The 18,548-nt window shown below is 66.1% G+C and carries 16 protein-coding genes; 9 read left to right on the forward strand and 7 right to left on the reverse strand.

Annotated elements, in window-relative coordinates:
• Positions 1 to 93 precede the first annotated feature (93 nt).
• Both BAY15_RS13325 and asd read left to right on the forward strand, forming a co-directional pair.
• A complete protein-coding gene (locus BAY15_RS13325; protein WP_068853463.1) occupies positions 94 to 744 on the forward strand; it encodes an SCO family protein in 651 nt (216 codons plus the stop codon).
• Positions 741 to 1,583 carry an archaetidylserine decarboxylase gene (gene asd / locus BAY15_RS13330; protein ID WP_068853465.1) on the forward strand — a complete coding sequence of 281 codons (843 nt, stop codon included), beginning with the start codon at positions 741 to 743 and terminating at the stop codon, positions 1,581 to 1,583. The genes BAY15_RS13325 and asd overlap by 4 nt, the downstream gene beginning before the upstream one ends.
• Before the next feature lie 74 nt (positions 1,584 to 1,657).
• Here the strand turns inward: asd and BAY15_RS13335 are convergent, their stop codons facing one another.
• Positions 1,658 to 2,020, reverse strand: a complete 363-nt coding sequence (locus tag BAY15_RS13335; RefSeq protein WP_068853467.1) for a ribonuclease E inhibitor RraB — start codon at positions 2,018 to 2,020, stop codon at positions 1,658 to 1,660.
• A gap of 16 nt (positions 2,021 to 2,036) precedes the next feature.
• The gene (locus tag BAY15_RS13340; protein ID WP_068853469.1) at positions 2,037 to 3,647 is read right to left on the reverse strand and encodes a transglycosylase SLT domain-containing protein; all 1,611 of its coding nucleotides are present in this window, start codon (positions 3,645 to 3,647) and stop codon (positions 2,037 to 2,039) included.
• 135 nt (positions 3,648 to 3,782) lie between these two features.
• Between BAY15_RS13340 and BAY15_RS13345 the strand changes: the two genes are divergently transcribed.
• Positions 3,783 to 5,288: a helicase HerA-like domain-containing protein gene (locus BAY15_RS13345; protein ID WP_068853471.1), complete on the forward strand. Its 1,506-nt coding sequence runs from the start codon at positions 3,783 to 3,785 to the stop codon at positions 5,286 to 5,288.
• A gap of 3 nt (positions 5,289 to 5,291) precedes the next feature.
• A complete protein-coding gene (greB, locus tag BAY15_RS13350) occupies positions 5,292 to 5,798 on the forward strand; it encodes a transcription elongation factor GreB (protein ID WP_068853474.1) in 507 nt (168 codons plus the stop codon).
• 195 nt (positions 5,799 to 5,993) lie between these two features.
• On the opposite strand, the gene BAY15_RS13355 is transcribed toward greB, so the two are convergent.
• Positions 5,994 to 6,821 carry a DUF3025 domain-containing protein gene (locus tag BAY15_RS13355; RefSeq protein ID WP_068853477.1) on the reverse strand — a complete coding sequence of 276 codons (828 nt, stop codon included), beginning with the start codon at positions 6,819 to 6,821 and terminating at the stop codon, positions 5,994 to 5,996.
• A complete protein-coding gene (gene rimO, locus BAY15_RS13360) occupies positions 6,818 to 8,185 on the reverse strand; it encodes a 30S ribosomal protein S12 methylthiotransferase RimO (protein WP_068853478.1) in 1,368 nt (455 codons plus the stop codon). Before rimO ends, BAY15_RS13355 begins: the two co-directional genes overlap by 4 nt.
• 210 nt (positions 8,186 to 8,395) lie before the next feature.
• Between rimO and BAY15_RS13365 the strand changes: the two genes are divergently transcribed.
• Genes BAY15_RS13365 through BAY15_RS19395 form a run of 3 tightly spaced genes read left to right on the forward strand, consistent with a single transcriptional unit; the run spans position 8,396 to position 9,670 of the window.
• The gene (locus BAY15_RS13365) at positions 8,396 to 9,067 is read left to right on the forward strand and encodes a dienelactone hydrolase family protein (protein ID WP_068853480.1); all 672 of its coding nucleotides are present in this window, start codon (positions 8,396 to 8,398) and stop codon (positions 9,065 to 9,067) included.
• A complete protein-coding gene (locus BAY15_RS13370) occupies positions 9,064 to 9,486 on the forward strand; it encodes an HIT domain-containing protein (protein WP_068853482.1) in 423 nt (140 codons plus the stop codon). Before BAY15_RS13365 ends, BAY15_RS13370 begins: the two co-directional genes overlap by 4 nt.
• 16 nt (positions 9,487 to 9,502) lie before the next feature.
• Positions 9,503 to 9,670 (forward strand): LiaI-LiaF-like domain-containing protein, encoded by a 168-nt coding sequence (locus BAY15_RS19395; protein WP_093533394.1) that lies wholly within the window; start codon positions 9,503 to 9,505, stop codon positions 9,668 to 9,670.
• 51 nt (positions 9,671 to 9,721) lie between these two features.
• Here the strand turns inward: BAY15_RS19395 and dcd are convergent, their stop codons facing one another.
• Complete coding sequence (dcd, locus tag BAY15_RS13375; protein ID WP_068853484.1) at positions 9,722 to 10,294, reverse strand: dCTP deaminase; 573 nt, start codon at positions 10,292 to 10,294, stop codon at positions 9,722 to 9,724.
• A gap of 38 nt (positions 10,295 to 10,332) precedes the next feature.
• Positions 10,333 to 11,190, reverse strand: coding sequence for an iron-sulfur cluster carrier protein ApbC (apbC, locus tag BAY15_RS13380; RefSeq protein ID WP_068853486.1), 858 nt, complete (start codon positions 11,188 to 11,190; stop codon positions 10,333 to 10,335).
• A 470-nt stretch (positions 11,191 to 11,660) separates the two neighbouring features.
• On the opposite strand from apbC, the gene BAY15_RS13385 reads away from it, so the two are divergent.
• On the forward strand, positions 11,661 to 14,639 hold the full coding sequence (locus tag BAY15_RS13385; RefSeq protein ID WP_068853488.1) for a TonB-dependent receptor plug domain-containing protein: 2,979 nt from the start codon (positions 11,661 to 11,663) through the stop codon (positions 14,637 to 14,639).
• A gap of 94 nt (positions 14,640 to 14,733) precedes the next feature.
• The gene (locus BAY15_RS13390; RefSeq protein ID WP_068853489.1) at positions 14,734 to 16,764 is read left to right on the forward strand and encodes an alpha/beta hydrolase family protein; all 2,031 of its coding nucleotides are present in this window, start codon (positions 14,734 to 14,736) and stop codon (positions 16,762 to 16,764) included.
• Between the two features lie 73 nt (positions 16,765 to 16,837).
• On the opposite strand, the gene BAY15_RS13395 is transcribed toward BAY15_RS13390, so the two are convergent.
• On the reverse strand, positions 16,838 to 18,433 hold the full coding sequence (locus BAY15_RS13395; RefSeq protein ID WP_068853491.1) for a phytoene desaturase family protein: 1,596 nt from the start codon (positions 18,431 to 18,433) through the stop codon (positions 16,838 to 16,840).
• Positions 18,434 to 18,548: the final 115 nt, after the last annotated feature.

Here is an 18,548-nt window from a genome sequence, read left to right on the forward strand (position 1 = left end):
CGCTGCGGCGCAGCACGGCATCCGTTGCAGCGGAAACGGAAACCGCCGCCCCCCATCCCCTATCATGGAGGCCCCTTCGGGTACGGGCCTTTCATGTTCAATCGCAATGTCGGCATCATCCTGCTCATCGCGCTGGCCGCCGGGCTCGGCCTGGTCGTCGCCCAGAAGGTGTTCGCGCCCAAACCGGCCGGCAACCGCCCGGCCACCGAGTCGATCACCTTCTACCCGCAGCCGCGTCCGTTGCCGGACTTCAACCTGGGCCAGTCCGACGGTACCCGGCTGATTCCCGGCGAGCTCAAGGGCCACTGGACCCTGGTGTTCCTGGGCTTCCTGTCCTGCCCCGACATCTGCCCGACCACCCTGGCCGACCTGGCCCAGGCCCAGAAACAGTGGGAAACCCTGCCCGAGAGCCTGCGGCCGCGCCTGGTGTTCGTCTCGGTGGACCCCGAGCGCGACACCCCGGCACGCCTGGGCGAATACGTGCATGCCTTCCACAAGGACACCCTGGCGGCCACCGCCGACGTGCCTTCGCTGGAGCGCTTTGCCACTGCGCTGGGCTTCGTGTTCCAGAAGGTGCCGGGCAAGGGCTTTGAAGAAAACCCGCAGGACTACACCCTGGAACATTCGGCCAGCCTGGCCGTGCTGGACCCGGACGGCAGGCTGGCCGGCCTGATCCGCCCCCCTTTCAACCCGCAGGCCATTGCCCGCGACCTGAACCTGTTGACCGAGAAATCCGCCCCATGAGCCTGACCACCACGCTGAGCTACGTCCTGCCCCACCGCCTGCTGTCGTCGATGGCGCGGCGCCTGGCGTATTCCAGCAACCCGCGGATCTCGCGCTGGCTGATCGACACGGTGACCGAAAAGTTCGGGGTGAACCTGGCCGAGGCGGCCAATCCCGACCCGCGCAGTTATCCGACCTTCAACCAGTTCTTCACCCGCGCCCTGAAGCCCGGCGCGCGCGTGCCCGACGCCGGCGCCCGCACCCTGGTGATGCCGGCCGACGGCCGGATCAGCCAGCTGGGCGCCATTGAGGACGGCCGCATCTTCCAGGCCAAGGGCCAGTCGTTCACCGCCGCCGAGCTGCTGGGCGATGCAGCCGACGCCGAGGTGTTCCACCACGGCCTGTTCGCCACCGTCTACCTGTCGCCGAAGGACTACCACCGCGTGCACATGCCGTGGACCGGCACCCTGCGCGAAACCGTGCACGTGCCGGGCCGCCTGTTCAGCGTGGGCCCGGCGGCAGTCAACAGCGTCCCGGGGCTGTTCGCCCGCAACGAGCGGCTGGTCTGCCATTTCGACACCGACTTCGGCCCGATGGTGCAGGTGATGGTGGGCGCGCTGCTGGTGTCGGGCGTGGAGACGGTGTGGGGTGGCGAAGAGATTCCGGCCTATGGCGACACCATCACCCGCAAGGATTACCGTGGCAAGGGCATCACCCTGGAACGGTTTGCCGAGATGGCGCGCTTCAATTACGGCTCGACGGTGATCGTGCTGCTGCCGCCGGGCGTGGCCGATTTCGCCCCGCACCTGGATGCCGAGCATGCCGTGCAGCTGGGCCAGGCATTGGCCACCCTTCGTTGAGGGCAGCCACGCAGGGCGTGGCTCTATACCCCAGGCGCAATGAAAAACGCCCCGTTTCCACGGGGCGTTTTTTTTCAAGCATTACCCGGATCGTGCGCGAACTCGACGGGCCCTACATCCATCCCGTCGTAATCCTCGACCCCGTTGGCTTCGGCCAGCGCCTGCAGCTCGTGGTTGCGCTTGTCCAGCGACGCTTCGCTGTGGGTTTCCACCCGCTCCACGTGCAGCACGTGGTACTCCGCTTCGCCTTCTTCCAGCTCCGGCTCGAACACCTCGACCACGGTGTAGCCCTCCCCTTCCAGCACCCTGGCCAGCCCGTGCAGCGGCTCCGGCGTGGTGTTGACGAAGAAGTAACCCCACACCAGGTTTCCGTTGAGGTCCCAGTCGGTGTTTTCACGGATGTTGGCGAACATCTCGTTGATTGCGGTGATATCCATCAGTGTTCCCCGGAAGTTATTTACCGCAGCCCTGCAGCTTGATCGACTGGCCTTGGCGCAACGCATACGCGGGCGCCTTGAGCCCATTGGCCTTGGCCAGCTCACGCACATCGCAATCGAACTTGTCGGCGATCCGGCCCAGGGTCTCACCCTTGCCCACCTTGTGGCTGCGCACCGGCTTGGCCTTCGGCTTGGGCGCCGGTACTGCCACCGGCGCAGCCGGGGCGGTGGCCACCGGGGTGCTGGCCTGCAGGCCGGCCACCGGCACCACGCTGCCCACCGCCACGTTGCCGGTGTAGCTGGCCACGGTCGGACGGACGATGGCCGCATTGAGATCGGCGGTGATCAGCGTGCGCGCCAGGTCCGCGCGCGGACCGCTGACGCAGTAGCGGTTGTACAGCCCGGCAATGCGGGTGGTGGCGTTGATCAGCGTGCCGGCCGGGATCCAGCCGTCGGCTTCATAGCGCGGGTTGAGGTTGCGCAGCGCGCGCATGTAGCCGTCGCGGGTGCCAGTGCTGCCCAGGCAGATGGTCAGCTCATAGATGGTGGTGGACTTGGCCAGGCGGATGGTGGCCGGCTGCGCACTGACCTTGGGGAAGTCCACGCCGTACTGCTGCGGGTGCAGGTAGATCCACGCGGCGGCGATCACCATCGGCACGTAGTCCTTGGTTTCGGCCGGGAACTGGTTGTAGACGCTGTCCACCCAGAAGCTCTGCCCCACGTTCTGGCGATACACCCGCCCGGCACGGCCTTCGCCACCGTTGTAGCCGGCCAGCGACAGCTCCACGTTGTTGTTAAGCTCGCGCATGCGCTCATTGAGGTAATTGGCACTGGCCTCGGCGGCGCTGCGCGCGTCGAAGCGGGTGTCGAAGCCGGTGCCGTCCGGGCCCAGCCCGAAGCGGCGGCCGGTGGCCGGCATGAACTGCATCAGCCCGGCAGCGCCGGCGCGGGAGGACGCGTGTACGCGACCGTTGGACTCCTTGGCCATGATCCCGAACAGCAGCGCCTCGGGCAGGCCGCGCTTTTCCCACTCCGGCCACATCACCGCGCGCAGGCTCTGGTAATTCTCGTAGGAGTTCATCAACGCCGGGCGCATGTCGGTCAGCCAGCGGCGGATGCCGGCCTGAACGGCCGGGTTGTATTCGACCATGCTGTCGAAGGCATGGCGCTTGTCGTTGAGCAGCGCGGCGGCACGCGCCGCTTCGGGCACGTCGGCGGTCAGCGGGCCCACATGGTCCGGGTCGGCCTCCAGCAGGCCGCCATCGACGGCGATCGCATCGCTGTCGTCACCATCGCGCGCGTCGGCGTTGTTCTTCAGCAGGCGCTTGTAGGTCACCAGCAGGTTGCTGACCTGGCACCCCTTCTGCGCAATGCAGGCGCTGATGACATCTTCCATGTCCTCCAGCGCGGCATCGCCCTCGTTCTTGCCCTTGGGGTCGGCGTTGTTGACCAGCACCAGCGCATCGGCATAGCGCTTTTCGGCCGCGGCCATGCGCTGCTCCAGGGCTTCGACCTTGACCTTGTCACGGGCGGAGACCCGCTGGGCATGGGCCTCGGGGACGAACGACAGCAGGGAAGCGAGCGCCAACAACGGCCAACCACGGGCAAGCAGGACAGGAACGGGCATTTTTGGCACTGTGGGCAAAAGACAGGGCAGAGTAGCCGTGCCACTCGCATCGGGGCAACCCGGTCAGGTGGCCGATACCCGCCGACGTTTAGAATCCTGCCCATTCACATAGCCCGTCCACAGAGCGAGTTGACCATGGATCCGATCCTCCTCGGCAAAGGCATTACCGACGATGTCCCCGTCACCCTGCAACCGAAACTGGGCAACCGCCATGGCCTGGTGGCCGGGGCGACGGGCACGGGCAAGACCGTGACCCTGATGACCCTGGCCGAAGGCTTTTCGCGCATCGGCGTCCCGGTGTTCCTGGCGGACGTCAAGGGCGATGTCTCCGGCCTGGCCGTGCCCGGCGCAGGCACCGAGGCGCTGCTGCAGCGCGCGAAGGAGATCGGCGTGGCCGATTACGCGCCGGCCGGCAGCCCCACGATCTTCTGGGACCTGTACGGCAAGCTGGGCCACCCGGTGCGCACTACGGTGAGCGAAATGGGCCCGACCCTGCTGGCGCGCATCCTGGAGCTCAACGACACCCAGTCGGGGGTGCTGGACATCGTGTTCAAGCTGGCCGACGACCGTGGCCTGCTGCTGCTCGACCTGGACGACCTGCGTGCCCTGCTCGGCCTGGTGGCCGACGAGCGCAAGGACATCTCCACCGAATATGGCCTGGTCAGCGCGCAGACGGTGGCGGCGATCCAGCGTTCGCTGCTGCGGCTGTCGCAGGACGGCGGTGAATCCTTCTTTGGCGAGCCGGCGCTGGAGCTGGCGGACCTGATGCGGGTCAATCACGACGGCCGCGGCGTGATCGGCATCCTGGCCGCCGACCAGCTGGTGCTCAAGCCGCGCCTGTACTCGACCTTCCTGCTGTGGCTGCTGTCGGAGCTGTTCGAGACGCTGCCGGAGGTGGGCGACCTGGACAAGCCCAAGCTGGTCTTCATCTTCGACGAGGCGCACCTGCTGTTCGACGACGCGCCGGCCGCGCTGGTGCAGCGCATCGAGCAGGTGGTGCGGCTGATCCGCTCCAAGGGCGTGGGCGTGTACTTGTGCTCGCAGTTCCCCGACGACGTGCCAGCCAACATCCTGGGCCAGCTGGGCAACCGCGTGCAGCACGCGCTGCGGGCGTTCACCCCGCGCGACCAGAAGGCGGTGAAGATCGCCGCCGAAACCTTCGTGCCGAACCCGAAGCTGGACGTGGTGGCGGCCCTTTCCCAGCTGGGTACCGGCGAGGCGCTGGTGTCCACGCTGCAGGACAAAGGCATCCCCTCCCCCGTGCAGCAGACCCGGATCGCCCCGCCGCGCTGCCGGATGGGCGCGATCACCGAGGCCGAGCGTGCGCAGGTACGCGCCGGCAGCCCGGTCGGCAGCCGCTACGACACCGCAGTGAACCGCGAATCGGCAGCGGAGCTGCTGGCCCAGCGCGCGGCCAAGGTGGTGGAACAGCCCGACGCGCCCAAGGCGCGTACCCGTGAGCAGGATGAGCAGCAGGAAGGCGGCTTCGGCCAGTCGATCAAGGATGCGATCTTCGGCACCAAGCGCCGCCAGGGCATGATCGAAACGATGGCCAAGCAGACTACCCGCACCATGGGCACCAAGCTGGGCAACCAGATCGTGCGCGGCATCCTGGGCGGCATTTTCGGGGGCAAGCGCTGACCGATGTCGCGTTGGCGTCCCCCTGCGGAAAAGAGCACGGCCCTGATCACCGCACAGGGCCACCAGCGGTTGAAGAGCGAGCTGGACGAGCTGTGGCGCGTGCGCCGGCCGGAGGTGGTCAAAGCATTGGCCGCGGCCGCGGCGGAGGGCGACCGCTCAGAGAATGCCGAGTACACCTACCGCAAGAAGCAGCTGGGCGAGATTGACCGGCGCGTGCGTTACCTGACCAAACGGCTGGAGTCGCTGCGGGTGGTGGATACCGTGCCGACCGACCCGCAGGCGGTGTTCTTCGGCGCGTGGGTGGAGCTGGAGAACGTGGACAGCGGCGATGTCAGCCGGTATCGCATCGTGGGCCCGGACGAGACCGATGCGGGTGCCGGGTGGATCAGCATCGATTCGCCGTTGGCGCGTGCGTTATTGAAGAAGCGCGTGGATGATGAGTTCGAGGTGGAACTGCCGAGCGGGCGGACCGGGTTTGCGATCCTGGCGGTGGAGTATCCGGGCGGATGATACGAAGGCGGTTACGACGTTGGTTGCAATGCGTTACCGGGCGTTGAACCGTTACGGGCGGTTGTTTGGGAACCAACCCTACCCGTGCATGCACGGCTGGTAGGGTCGCATCCCGATCGACTGCCGTGGAACATGCCGCGTTCGATGGTGGCATGAACGTCGGCGAAGAGCGCGTTTGAGGTTGCTTCCAGTGCGCTACCGGACGGTTAAGGGGTACACCCTGCCCGCTCGGGCTGGCCGGAAATACTCGATCCGCTGATAGAACGCGTGGTCCTGATCGGCATGCCAACCGGGGATCCCCATCAACGGGAGCGGACGCAGCTCCAGCGGGTCATTGAGCACGTCGGCACGCGCGATCGCCTGCGCTACCTGCTGCACCACCAGCGCATCATCATCGCCCTGCACCACCACACATTTACCCACCAGCAATCGCGAAGGCAGCAGCGCCTGTTCCATCAACGCATGGCCGAACACGGCAGACACGGCGATGTCGCCGCTACGCCACTGCGCCGCGCCGTCGACGAACAGCGCCTGCCAGTCGTGGTGATCCCAGGCGTGCAGCAACGACGCATCGCGCACCCGCACGATCACGCCGGTTTCGTCGAACTGGGTCAGCGCGGCCTGCGCGCGGGTGCGCTGGCCGGGCGGGTGGCGCCCGATGTCCTGGCATTGGCGCGCATTGAGCGCGATCTTCACTGCCGGGTAGCGCGCCCACACCAGTGCATTGAACAGGTCATGCCAGTTGCACGGCCGCGTGGCGATCCGCCCGCGTGCGATGCGTTGTTCGTAGTGCAGGCCGTCGGCCAGCAGTTCGTCGTCCTGCGCCACCAGCTGCTTTCCCGATAAAGCGAGCTGCCGGTTCAACGCGGAAATGGTTGGCCAGTCGGCGGCCACCAGCAGGCCCTGGTAATCCGCGAACGCGGCGAACAGCGGATGGGCGAAGCTAGCCCGATCCACGTCGGCGCGCGCCGGCGCGATGAAACGCCGGCGGCCGACCGCCCCGGGGGCGGCCGCGTCGGTCACAGCACCTTGAGGTCGAGCAGTTTCTTTGCCGCACTCTCGTCGATCAACGCGTCGCCGTAGAGGTCGTGGTCGTCGCTCTCGGTGATTTCCACGTCCACGAACTGGCCCACGCGCAGCCTGGCTTCATCGGCGTTCTGGATATGCACCAGGCCGTCGATCTCCGGCGCATCGGCCTTGGAACGGGCCACCGCGATGCCGTCTTCGATCGCATCGACCAGGCACTGCTGCACCGTGCCGATCTTGGCTTCCAGGCGCGCAGCGGAAATGTCGGCCTGGCGGGCCATGAAGCGCGCCAGGCGCTCCTGCTTCACTTCTTCGGGCACCGCGCCGGGCAGGTCGTTGGCGGTGGCGCCGGTGACCGGCGAATACGCGAACGCGCCCACGCGATCCAGCTGTGCCTCATCCAGGAATGACAGCAGTTCTTCAAACTCGGCTTCGGTCTCGCCGGGGAAGCCGACGATGAAGGTCGAGCGCACGGTGATATCCGGGCACAGCTGGCGCCAGCGCTGCACGCGTTCCAGGGTCTTGTCGACCGCACCCGGGCGCTTCATCAGCTTGAGGATGCGCGGGCTGGCGTGCTGGAACGGGATGTCCAGGTACGGCAGGATCCGGTTTTCGGCCATCAGCGGGACCACGTCATCCACGTGCGGGTACGGGTACACGTAGTGCATGCGGGTCCACGCATCGAGCTCGGACAAGCCTTCGCACAGCGACTTCATGCGGGTCTGGTAGGCCTTGTCGCGCCACATGCGCTCGGCGTACTTGACGTCCACGCCGTAGGCCGAGGTGTCCTGCGACACCACCAGCAGTTCCTTCACGCCGCCACGCACCAGCCGCTCGGCTTCACGCAGCACCTCATCGACCGGGCGCGAGACCAGCTTGCCGCGCATCGAGGGAATGATGCAGAAGCTGCAATGATGGTTGCAGCCCTCGGAAATCTTCAGGTAGGCGTAGTGGCGCGGGGTCAGCTTGATGCCGTAGTCCGGGACCAGGTCCACGAACGGGTCATGCTTGGGCGGCAGCGCGGCGTGCACCGCCTCCATCACGCTTGTGTAGTCCTGCGGGCCGGAGACCGCCAGCACGTCCGGGTAGGCCTTGCGGATCTCTTCCGGGCGCTTGCCCAGGCAGCCTGTGACGATCACCTTGCCGTTGGCGTTCATCGCCTCGCCGATCGCATCCAGCGACTCGGTCACCGCCGAATCGATGAAGCCGCAGGTGTTGACCACCACCACGTCGGCCGAATCGTAGGAAGGAACGATGTCGTAGCCCTCGGCCCGCAGCTGGGTGAGGATGCGCTCGGAATCGACGAGGGCCTTCGGGCAGCCAAGGCTGACGAAGCCGACTTTGGGGTTCAGCTGGGACATGGATCGCGGGACTCTGGGGGCCTGGGCCCACGCCGGAATGGCGCGGGGACCTGGGGCCGGAAACGGCGGCAAGTATACCGGCGTTGTGGCTCGAGCCCTGAATGCACCGGCTGCCCGGGCAACGCCAACCGCCAATCCGTGCATGCCCGCGACACCCCGCTAACCTGCAGCACGCCGATAATGAACGCCTGAACCAACAGGAGTCTGGCAATGGGTGAGTGGGTCACGCTTGATACGCATCACGGTCCGGTCCGGGCCTGGCAGGCCACGCCGGAGGGCAAGCCCCGCGGGGGCCTGGTGGTCATCCAGGAGATCTTCGGCACCAACGCGCACATCCGCGAGGTGGCCGAGGGCTTCGCTGCGAAGGGCTACGCGGTGCTTGCCCCCTCCTTCTTCGACCTGGTCGACGGGGCGGATTCCGACCCGGATGCCCTGCCCTATGACCCGGACGGGGTGAAGCAGGGGTTGGAACACGTCAATGCGCTGGGCGTGGAGAAGGCGCTGGAAGTGGTCCGCGCGGCCGCCTCGCGGCTGGCGCCGGCCGGCAAGGTCGGCACCGTGGGCTACTGCTGGGGCGGCAGCATCGCGCTGCTCTCGGCCATGCGACTGGGCCTGCCGTCGGTCAGCTACTACGGCGCGCGCAACGTGCAGTTCCTGGATGAGACGCCCAAGGCCCCGGTCATGTTCCACTTCGGCGCGCAGGACAAGAGCATTCCGCCCGAGGCCATCCAGGCCCACCGCGAGAAGCTGCCCAAGATGGCCACCTTCGTCTATCCGGCCGACCACGCCTTTAACCGCAGCGTCGGACATGCGTATGATCCGGACAGCGCCGAGCTGGCGCTGACACGCACCCTGGACTTCTTCTCGGAGCATCTTGGATGAGCGATTTTGAACTGGATTCACGCCTGGCCGCCAACAGTGTGCTGGTGGACCAAGGCCCGTTGTCGCAAGTGCGGTTGATGAACGACGAACGGTTCCCGTGGCTGGTGCTGGTGCCGCGCGTGACCGGCATCACCGAATGGCTGGAGCTCGACGGCAACCAGCAGGACCAGCTGCGTACGGAATTGAACCGATGCTGCCGGGCGCTGAAGGGCACCGACGGGGTCGAGAAGATCAACTTCGCCACGCTGGGCAACATCGTGCCGCAGCTGCACTTCCACGTGGTCGGCCGACATGTGGGCGATCCGGCGTGGCCGGCGCCGGTGTGGGGGCATGGCCAGGCCCATCCGTTCGACGCGGCCGTGCTGCAGGAGCGTGTCGCGATGTGGAAGGAACGGCTAGGATATTCGCCCCAGCCCTAAGCGGACCCTGCCCCTGATGCGCTCCAACCTTGTCGCCGCCATCGTCCTGATCCTCGTCGGCCTGTTCCTGCTGGCCAGCAACCTGGGCTGGACCAACATGAACCTGGGTCGCCTGATCCTTACCTGGTGGCCGGTGATCCTGGTGGCAGTGGGGATCGGGTTGTTGTTCGGACGCGGGAAATAACCCCAAAAAAAAAGCGCGGAGAGATCCGCGCTTTTTTATTTGCCCTGCCGGTCAGGTGCGCGGCAGGGTCACGCCAGTCTGGCCCTGGTACTTGCCGCCGCGATCCTTGTACGAGGTCTCGCAGATGTCGTCGCTGTCGGCCTGGAAGAACAGCATCTGGGCGACGCCTTCGTTGGCGTAGATGCGCGCCGGCAGCGGCGTGGTGTTGCTGAATTCCAGGGTCACGTGGCCTTCCCACTCCGGCTCCAGCGGGGTCACGTTGACGATGATCCCGCAGCGCGCGTAGGTGCTCTTGCCCAGGCACACCACCAGGGTGTCGCGCGGAATGCGGAAGTACTCCACGGTGCGCGCCAGCGCGAAGCTGTTGGGCGGGATGATGCACTCGTCGCCCACGATGTCCACGAAGCTGCCCGGGTCGAAGTGCTTGGGGTCGACGATGGTGGAGTTGATGTTGGTGAACACCTTGAACTCGCGCGAGCAGCGCACGTCGTAGCCATAGCTGGAAGTGCCGTAGCTGACGATGCGCTGGCCGTTGGCCTGCTTGACCTGGCCGGCTTCGAACGGCTCGATCATGCCGTGCTGTTCGGACATGCGGCGGATCCAACGGTCACTCTTGATGCTCATGGGGAATCCTGGGTGCGGGAATGGGCGATTCTAGGCGATCAGAGCAGCGAGGACAGGATCGGAATGCTGGCGCGCGGGCGCTTGGCCACTTCCTCCACCAGCCGCTCGGCGGCGCGCAGGTAAGCCTGCGCTGCCGGCGACTCCGGCGCGGCGGCGGTGATCGGGGTGCCGGCATCGCCCTGCTCGCGGATGCCGATATCCAGCGGCAGCGAGCCCAGCAGGGGCACGCCGTACTGCGCGGCCATGCGTTCGCCGCCGCCATCGCCGAACAGGTGTTCGATGTGGCCGCAGTTGCTGCAGGTGTGCACGGCCATGTTCTCGACGATGCCCAGCACCGGCACCTCGACCTTTTCGAACATCTTCAGCGCTTTCTTCGCATCCAGCGTGGCGATGTCCTGCGGGGTGGTAACGATGACCGCGCCGGCCAGCGGAATCTTCTGGGTCAGTGTCAGCTGGATGTCGCCGGTACCGGGCGGCAGGTCGATCAGCAGGTAGTCCAGGTCATCCCAGAGGGTGTCGTTGAAGAACTGGGTCATGGCCGAGGTCGCCATCGGACCGCGCCAGATCATCGGCGTCTCGTCCTCGATCAGGTAGCCGATCGACATGGTCTCCACGCCGAACGCGCGCAGCGGCTCGATCGACTTGTTGTCCGGGCTTTCCGGGCGGCCGCTCAGGCCCAGCATCATCGGCACGCTGGGGCCGTAGATGTCGGCATCCAACAGCCCGACCCGCGCGCCCAGGCGGGCCAGCGCCACGGCCAGGTTCACCGCCGTGGTGGATTTGCCCACCCCGCCCTTGCCTGACCCGACCGCGATCACGTTGCGGACGCGCGGATGAAGGGTCAGGCCCTTCTGCACCTGGCTGGCATGGGGACGTCGAGACGGGCTGGCACTCACTGCGGGAACTCCGGAAAAGCCGAACGGGACAGCCCGCCACTATACAGGGCGTCCCTGCGCTGCCAGGCCGTTGTCCTGCCCTGTCCTGGGGCTGTCCCGGAAACGATTTTCACGTCATTGGCGCGTCAGGAACGCATTCCGTGGTGCGGTGCGGCCAAAAAATGAACCGTGCATTCGTCACAGTACGGAGGCAATGGTTTCATCACAAACCATTATGAAGTGATTACTTTTCAACATGTTGCAGCTCAAATGAGAACGAAAGCTGCTCTTTGCCTATCTTGTCTTTATGACCTCTTGATGAACAGTTGACAGGGCGCGTTAAGCCCGTGTTAACCTCGAATCATCAGCTCGTGAAGCTGGTGAACAGGGGGGCAGCCATTGCCAAGACCTGATCCGAGGGCACACGGAGACGCCTGCTGGTCCATGTCACCGGTGTTTGACGCAATCGATCGTTCCAAGGGGATCCACACATGATGAATCGCAAGTCGCTCAGCCGGAATCCGCTGAGCTTCGCCCTGGCCACCGCGATGGTGTTCGCGGCCGCGCCGGCATTCGCGCAGGACACCACTTCGACCAAGACGGCCGAAGAGGTCGCCGCCGAGAAGGCCAAGGCCACCACGAACTTCGACACCGTGACCGTGACCGGTTCGCGCATCGGCCGCGATACCTTCAACTCGGTGTCGCCGGTGCAGGTCGTGACCCGACAGGAGTCGGTGCTCGCCGGCTTCAACTCCACCACCGACGTGCTGCAGAGCACCGCAGTGACCACCGGCAGCTCGCAGATCAACAATGCGTACGGCGGCTACGTCACCGACGGCGGCCCCGGTGCCAACACGCTCGGCCTGCGCGGCCTTGGCCCGACCCGCACCCTGATCCTGCTCAATGGCCGCCGCGTGGCGCCGGCCGGTTCGCGTGGCGCGGTCGGCTCGGCCGACCTGAACGTGCTGCCGAACGCGATCGTGGACCGCATCGAAATCCTGAAGGACGGTGCCTCGTCGATCTACGGCTCCGACGCCGTGGCCGGCGTGATCAACATCGTCACCAAGACCAAGGTCGACGGCGTCTCCTTTGAAGGGCAGCACAACGCCACCGACGGTGGCGGCGGTGACCAGCGCCGTTACTCGATCATGTTCGGCACCACCGGCGAGCGCTCGCACTTCTCCGGTTCGTACGAGTATTACACCCGTAACGACCTGAGCCTGCGCGACCGCGACTGGACCCGTTGCGCCACCGACAAGTACCGCGACATCGACGTGGGCGACTACTGGGGCAGCGGCGACTTCATCGACCCGCTGACCGGCAAGTCCAAGTGCTACACCCTCGATGCGGGCGGCGTGACCATCAACACGATCGGCACCAACACCCGCACCGGCGTTGCCGCCCCGGGTGGTGCCGGCACGCGCTTCAACCGCTGGCGTCCGAACGCGGCCGTCACCACCGGCCTGGTCGGTTATGAAGGCGTGGACACCTATACCCGCGACACCTTCGACGACGCGATGCTGAACCAGTCGCTGATCTCGCCGGCCAAGACCCACACCCTGTTCCTGCAGGGCGGCTTCGACACCGGCGTGCTGGGTGACGCCGAGCTGTACTACGAGTTCCTGGGCAACAAGCGCAAGTCGACCCAGACCGGTTACCGCCAGCTGTCGCTGGACTATGCCGTAGGCAGCCCGCTGATCCCGGCCAACCTGCGCGACAGCGTGGCCGGCCCGGCGACCAACCTGACCAATGGCGCCAACATGGGCGTGCGTGCGTTCATCGGCTTCGGCAACGACCAGAACAAGCAGAACGTCGACTACTACCGCTTCAACGCCGGCCTGCGGGGCAACCTGACGGCAGACTGGAAGTACGACTTCAATGTCATGCACTCGGACAATGACGCCGACTACACCTTCCAGAGCTTCCTGACCAGCCGCCTGGCGCAGAGCCTGAACGTGGTCTCCAACGGTGCCGGCGGCTATTCCTGCGTCGACCCGTCGAACGGCTGTATCGCCGCACCGGCGCTGAACTCCAACACCATCGGCGGCAACCTGCCGGCGGACTGGAAGAACTGGGTGTTCGTGCCGGTCACCGGCAACACCATGTACAAGGAAGACACGGTCAACTTCAACGTCAACGGCCCGCTGTTCGACATGCCGCACGGCACGGTCCGCGGCGCGTTCGGTGCCGAATACCGCAAAGCCAAGATCGACGACAGCCCGTCGCAGTACTCCATCGACGGCGACCTGTTCAACCTGACCTCGGCGGCGCCGACCCGCGGCAGCGACTCGGTCACGGAAGTCTACGGCGAACTGGAATTCCCGCTGCTGTCGGGCGTCACCGCTGCCGAAGAGCTGACCCTCAACCTGTCCGGCCGCTACACCGACTACGAGTCGTACGGGTCGGATGAGACCTACAAGATCGGCGGCCTGTGGACCCCGGTGAAGTGGCTGTCGTTCCGCGCGTCCTACGGCACGTCCTACCGCGCTCCGGCGCTGTACGAACAGTTCCTGGGCGGCACCACCGGCTTCCTGGGCAGCACCTCCGATCCCTGCAACGAGTACAGCGACCGCGATCCGTCGTCGATCCGTTACCAGAACTGCGCTGCAGAAGGCCTGCCGGCCGACTACATCGCAACCCAGGGCGTGACCGTGATCACCCAGGGCGGCGCGGAAACCGGCCTGAAGGCGGAAACCTCCACTGCCAAGACCCTCGGCGTGGTGATCCAGCCGGAGTTCGGCAGCGGTTTCGGCGACCTGTCCTTCGCCGCCGACTACTTCGACATCAAGGTCGAGAACGGCGTGCAGGCCGCAGGCGGCGCCGGCATCCTGAACGCATGCTACGGCAGCGCCACCGCCGACTTCCTTGCCGGCAACGGCCTGTGCCGCCTGGTCGACCGCAACCCGCTGAACAACGCGCTGACGGTCACCAACGGCTTCATCAACGTCTCCACCGACAAGGTGCGCGGCGTGGACCTGACCCTGCGTTATGTCCGTGACATCGGGCCGGGCGAGTTCCGCACCACCACCCAGTTCACCCACTACATCGAACAGTCCAGCAAGATCTTCCAGGACGATCCGCTGGTGAACTACGCGGGCATGCTGGGCACCCCGGCGAACACCGCCACCTTCGACATGGCCTACAAGTGGAAGGAATGGCAGGTCCGCTACGGCCTGGACTGGATCGACAAGATGGACAGCTACGCGTACTACGAGGAGCGCAACCCGGGTCTGTTCGAGCCGGACACCTCGCCGTACAAGATCTACACCCCGAACTACTTCCTGCAGTCGTTCTCGGTGCAGTACGAAGCGGACAAGTGGTCGGCCACGGTCGGCGTGCGCAACCTGGCGGACAAGGAACCGCCGACCATTTCCCAGGGTGTGTACAGCACCGTCGGCAATGCGTTGCTGTACAGCGGCTTCGACTACTGGGGCCGCCAGTACTTCGCAAACGTCACCTACTCGTTCTGATCCCGCTTCGCGAGCCGCCGCCCTTCGGGGCGGCGGTCTCGTTTCCGGCCCTGGTAAACCGGTGGTCGGCCCGCTCCACGAACAGAGGTCATCAATGAAACGGATTCTTCTGCTGGCCGCCCTGGCCAGTGCTTCCTCGCTCCTGCACGCCAAGCCGGTGGCACCGACCATCGAGCAGATGGCCGCCTTCCCGGCCATTTCCAGCCTGTCCCTCTCCCCTGACGGCAAGCACATCGCCGGCCTGCGCGCCAATGGCGAAGAGCGCGTCATCGTGGTCTGGGAAACCAACGCCCTGGACAAGGCGCCCACCGTCATCGGTGCCGGCCGCATGAAGTTCCAGAGCGTGAGCTTCATCAAGAACGGCCTGCTGGCCGTCACCCTGTGGCAGCCCTACGACCTGCGTACCGACCGGGTCAACAAGACCTTCATCAGCAAGTTCTTCATCACCGACATCGAAGGCAAGCAGTGGAAGGAGCCGATCAGCCCGGCCCGCGCCACCAGCCGCAACGAAGAACTGGAGCAGGCCCTGTCCAACTCCACCGTGCTCGATACCCTGCCCAACGACCCGGACCACATCCTGGTGGTGAACGGTTCGGGCAGCAATTCCGGTGACGTGTACAAGGTGAACCTGCGCAGCTTCACCTCCCAGCGCATCCAGAAAACCGAAGAGCGCGTGGCCGGCTATGTCACCGATCTCAACAGCGAACTGCGCGCGCGCCTGCGCCAGGACGTGGATGGCACCGGTGCGTATATCGCCACTGAATTCCGCAACCCCGCTACCGGTTCCTGGGAAGAACACTTCCGTTCGCACGTGAAGGATCGCGACATCAACCAGGTGGTCGGCTTTGCCGATGACCCGAACATCGCGTTCATCCAGAGCAACGTGGGCCGCGACAAGACGGTCATCTACGAATACGACATCGCCGCGCGCAAGCAGAAGGAAGTGCTGTTCGAGCACAAGTTCTTCAATGCCGGCACCGTGGTGCTGAACCGCTACAAGAACGTGGACGGCGTGCCGTTCGGCGCACTGCTCGGCGTTGGCTACAGCGGCCCGCGCGAGAACGAGATCCAGTGGACCGATCCGACCTTCAAGGCGCTGGAACAGGGCCTGCGCCAGGCTCTGGGCATCCAGGCAAGCGAGGTCACCCTGGTCGATCCGAGCACGGGCCAGCGCGCCACCACCCAGCTCGACGGTGGCAGGTCGATCCGCCTGCTGGACTACAGCGCCAACCTCAAGACGTTCCTGGTGGTGGTGTCCGGCCCGTCCGACCCGCCCACCTACTACCTGTTCAACAACGGGCAGCTGACCGAGCTGGCCAAGTCCTACCCGCAGATCGACCCGGCCGCGCTGGGCACGACCAAGCTGGTCTATTACAAGGCGCGCGACGGGCTGGACATTCCCGCCTTCCTGACCACCCCGAACACCGAACTGTGCGGTGCCGGTCCGTGGAAGGCCGTTGTGCACCCGCACGGCGGTCCGTGGGCGCGCGATGGCATGGACTTCGACGGTTCCATGTGGGTGCCGCTGATGGCATCGCGCTGCATGGCGGTGCTGCGCCCGCAGTTCCGCGGTTCGGCCGACTGGAGCCGCAAGCTGTGGATGGCCGGCGATGCCGAGTGGGGCCAGAAGATGCAGGACGACAAGGATGATGGCGCCAAGTGGATGATCGACCAGAAGATCGCCCAGCCCGGCCACATCGCCATGTTCGGCTTCTCCTACGGTGGCTATTCGGCATTCGCCGCATCGGTGCGGCCCAACGGGTTGTACAAGTGCGCCATTGCCGGTGCCGGCGTTTCGGACATCAAGAAGATCTGGTCGCGGTTCTACACCAACCCGTTCTTCCGCCAGGCCCAGGCCAAGACGGTGGACGGTCTGAACCCGCTGGACAAGGCCGGCGAGATGAAGATCCCGCTGATGGTCTACCACGGCGACCGCGACCGCACCGTGCCGATCGAACAGTCCGAATGGTTCGTGGCCAAGGCGAAGAATTCCGGCCAGCCGGTGGAGTACCACGAAATCGCCGATTACGCGCATGGCCCGGCCTGGACGCGCGCGATCATGGGCGACCAGCTGCGGCTGATCGATGATTACCTGGGCAAGGGGTGTGGTGGCGGCGGGTTGTAATCGCCGCTGAGGGGCACCCGACCCACGGTCGGGTGCTCCCGATGATTATCGGCCACCTTCGGGTGGCCTCTTTTTATTCGCGAAGAATGGCCTGTGCCGCGTTGTGTCCCGGCGCGCCGGTGACGCCGCCACCCGGATGCGTCCCCGAACCGCACAGGTACAGGCCCGGCAGGGCACCGCGGTAGTCGGCCTGTCCCAGCATCGGCCGGGCGCTGAACAGCTGGTTGAGGCTGAGCGCGCCATGGAAGATGTCGCCGCCGATCAGCCCGAAGGTGCGCTCAAGATCCAGCGGACTGAGCGCCTGCCGGCCCAGCACCAATGCGCTGAATCCCGGCGCGTGCTTCTCGACCGTTGCGATCATCAGGTCGGCCACTTCGTCGCGGTGGTCATCCCAGCTGCGCCCGCCGGAAAGCACCGGGGCCACGTGCTGGCAGAACAGGCTGGCCACGTGCTGGCCGGGCGGCGCCAGCGAATCGTCCAGCGTACTCGGGATCAGCATTTCCACGATTGGTTCGCGTGACCAGCCGTGCTGGCGCGCATCGCGGTAGGCGCGGTCCATGTAAGCCAGCGTGGGCGCCATGATGATGCCGGCCGTGAGGTGGTCCCCTGCCCCGGGCAGCACGGAGAACGAGGGCAGGCCGGACAGCGCGACGTTCATGCGGAACGTGCCTGAACCGCAGCGCCAGTTCGCCATGCGCTCGCGGGTGGCCAGTGGCACCTCCCCAGGCGCGAGCAGCTGTTCGTACAACAGCTTGGGATTGACATTGGCCACCACCCTGCGGGCGCGGATGACGTCGCCCTGCAGCGTTTCCACCCCTACCGCGCGGCCCTGCTCGACGACGACCCTGCGCACGCCGCTGTCGGTACGGATGCTCGCCCCGGCGGCGATGGCCGAGCGCGCCATCGCCTGGGTGATGGCGCCCATGCCGCCGATGGCGTGGCCCCAGGCGCCCTTCACTCCGTTGCTCTCGCCAAAGGCGTGGTGCAGCAGCACGTAGGCCGAGCCGGGCGCCTCCGGGCTGGCGTAGTTGCCCACGATGCCGTCGAACCCGAACAGCGCCTTGATCGGCTCGCTCTCGAACCAGCGGTCCAGGTATTCCGAGGCCGAGATGGTGAACAGGTCCAGCAGTTCCTGGCGCAACGCCGGCGCCAGCCCATGCAGCCGCCTGCCGAGCTGGCCGGCCTGCCACAGCGCCGGCAGCTGGGTCAGCCAATGGCCTTCCCCCACGTTGGGCGGCGCCTGCAGCGCAAGATCGCGCAGCACATCGGCGAATGCCTCCAGGCGCTGCTCGAAGGCCGGCAGGCGCTCGGCATCACGTGCGGAAAAGCGCGCCACCTCCGAGCGGGTCAGCCCGGCACCGGCCAACAGGTAATCGCCGTCCAGCGGCAGGAAGTTGTTGATCCGCCGCGGCACCACCCGCAGCCCGTGCTCGGCCAGCGCCAAGGCCTGGATGATGCGCGGCTGCAGCAGCGACACCGTATAGGAAGCCACCGAATTGCAGAAACCGGGATGGAACTCCTCGGTGACCGCCGCCCCGCCCACTACCGGCCGCCGTTCCAGCACCAGCACCCGCTGCCCGGCCCGGGCCAGGTAGGCCGCGCAGACCAGGCCGTTGTGCCCGCCGCCGATGATGACTGCATCCCAAGCACGCGTCGTTGAAGTGTCCATGCTCGCTGTATACATGACCTTCGACACCCTTGCAGGCCGGGCCAGCGGCGTATCGTCTGGCCCACGGCCCCCATCAGGGGGGCCTTCCTGAAAGATTCTTCGGCCCGGAGGCCAT

The organism is Stenotrophomonas rhizophila (assembly GCF_001704155.1).
GTDB lineage: Bacteria > Pseudomonadota > Gammaproteobacteria > Xanthomonadales > Xanthomonadaceae > Stenotrophomonas > Stenotrophomonas rhizophila_A.

Excerpts from the sequence above, each read along its gene's own strand:
- BAY15_RS19395 (WP_093533394.1), top strand. The coding sequence starts at position 9,503 with ATGCGCTCCAACCTTGTCGCCGCCATCGTCCTGATCCTCGTCGGCCTG.
- BAY15_RS13365 (WP_068853480.1), top strand. The coding sequence starts at position 8,396 with ATGGGTGAGTGGGTCACGCTTGATACGCATCACGGTCCGGTCCGGGCC.
- BAY15_RS13385 (WP_068853488.1), top strand. The coding sequence starts at position 11,661 with ATGATGAATCGCAAGTCGCTCAGCCGGAATCCGCTGAGCTTCGCCCTG.
- BAY15_RS13335 (WP_068853467.1), bottom strand. The coding sequence starts at position 2,020 with ATGGATATCACCGCAATCAACGAGATGTTCGCCAACATCCGTGAAAAC.
- BAY15_RS13370 (WP_068853482.1), top strand. The coding sequence starts at position 9,064 with ATGAGCGATTTTGAACTGGATTCACGCCTGGCCGCCAACAGTGTGCTG.
- BAY15_RS13395 (WP_068853491.1), bottom strand. The coding sequence starts at position 18,433 with ATGGACACTTCAACGACGCGTGCTTGGGATGCAGTCATCATCGGCGGC.
- dcd (WP_068853484.1), bottom strand. The coding sequence starts at position 10,294 with ATGAGCATCAAGAGTGACCGTTGGATCCGCCGCATGTCCGAACAGCAC.
- asd (WP_068853465.1), top strand. The coding sequence starts at position 741 with ATGAGCCTGACCACCACGCTGAGCTACGTCCTGCCCCACCGCCTGCTG.
- BAY15_RS13345 (WP_068853471.1), top strand. The coding sequence starts at position 3,783 with ATGGATCCGATCCTCCTCGGCAAAGGCATTACCGACGATGTCCCCGTC.
- BAY15_RS13340 (WP_068853469.1), bottom strand. The coding sequence starts at position 3,647 with ATGCCCGTTCCTGTCCTGCTTGCCCGTGGTTGGCCGTTGTTGGCGCTC.
- BAY15_RS13325 (WP_068853463.1), top strand. The coding sequence starts at position 94 with ATGTTCAATCGCAATGTCGGCATCATCCTGCTCATCGCGCTGGCCGCC.
- BAY15_RS13390 (WP_068853489.1), top strand. The coding sequence starts at position 14,734 with ATGAAACGGATTCTTCTGCTGGCCGCCCTGGCCAGTGCTTCCTCGCTC.
- greB (WP_068853474.1), top strand. The coding sequence starts at position 5,292 with ATGTCGCGTTGGCGTCCCCCTGCGGAAAAGAGCACGGCCCTGATCACC.
- rimO (WP_068853478.1), bottom strand. The coding sequence starts at position 8,185 with ATGTCCCAGCTGAACCCCAAAGTCGGCTTCGTCAGCCTTGGCTGCCCG.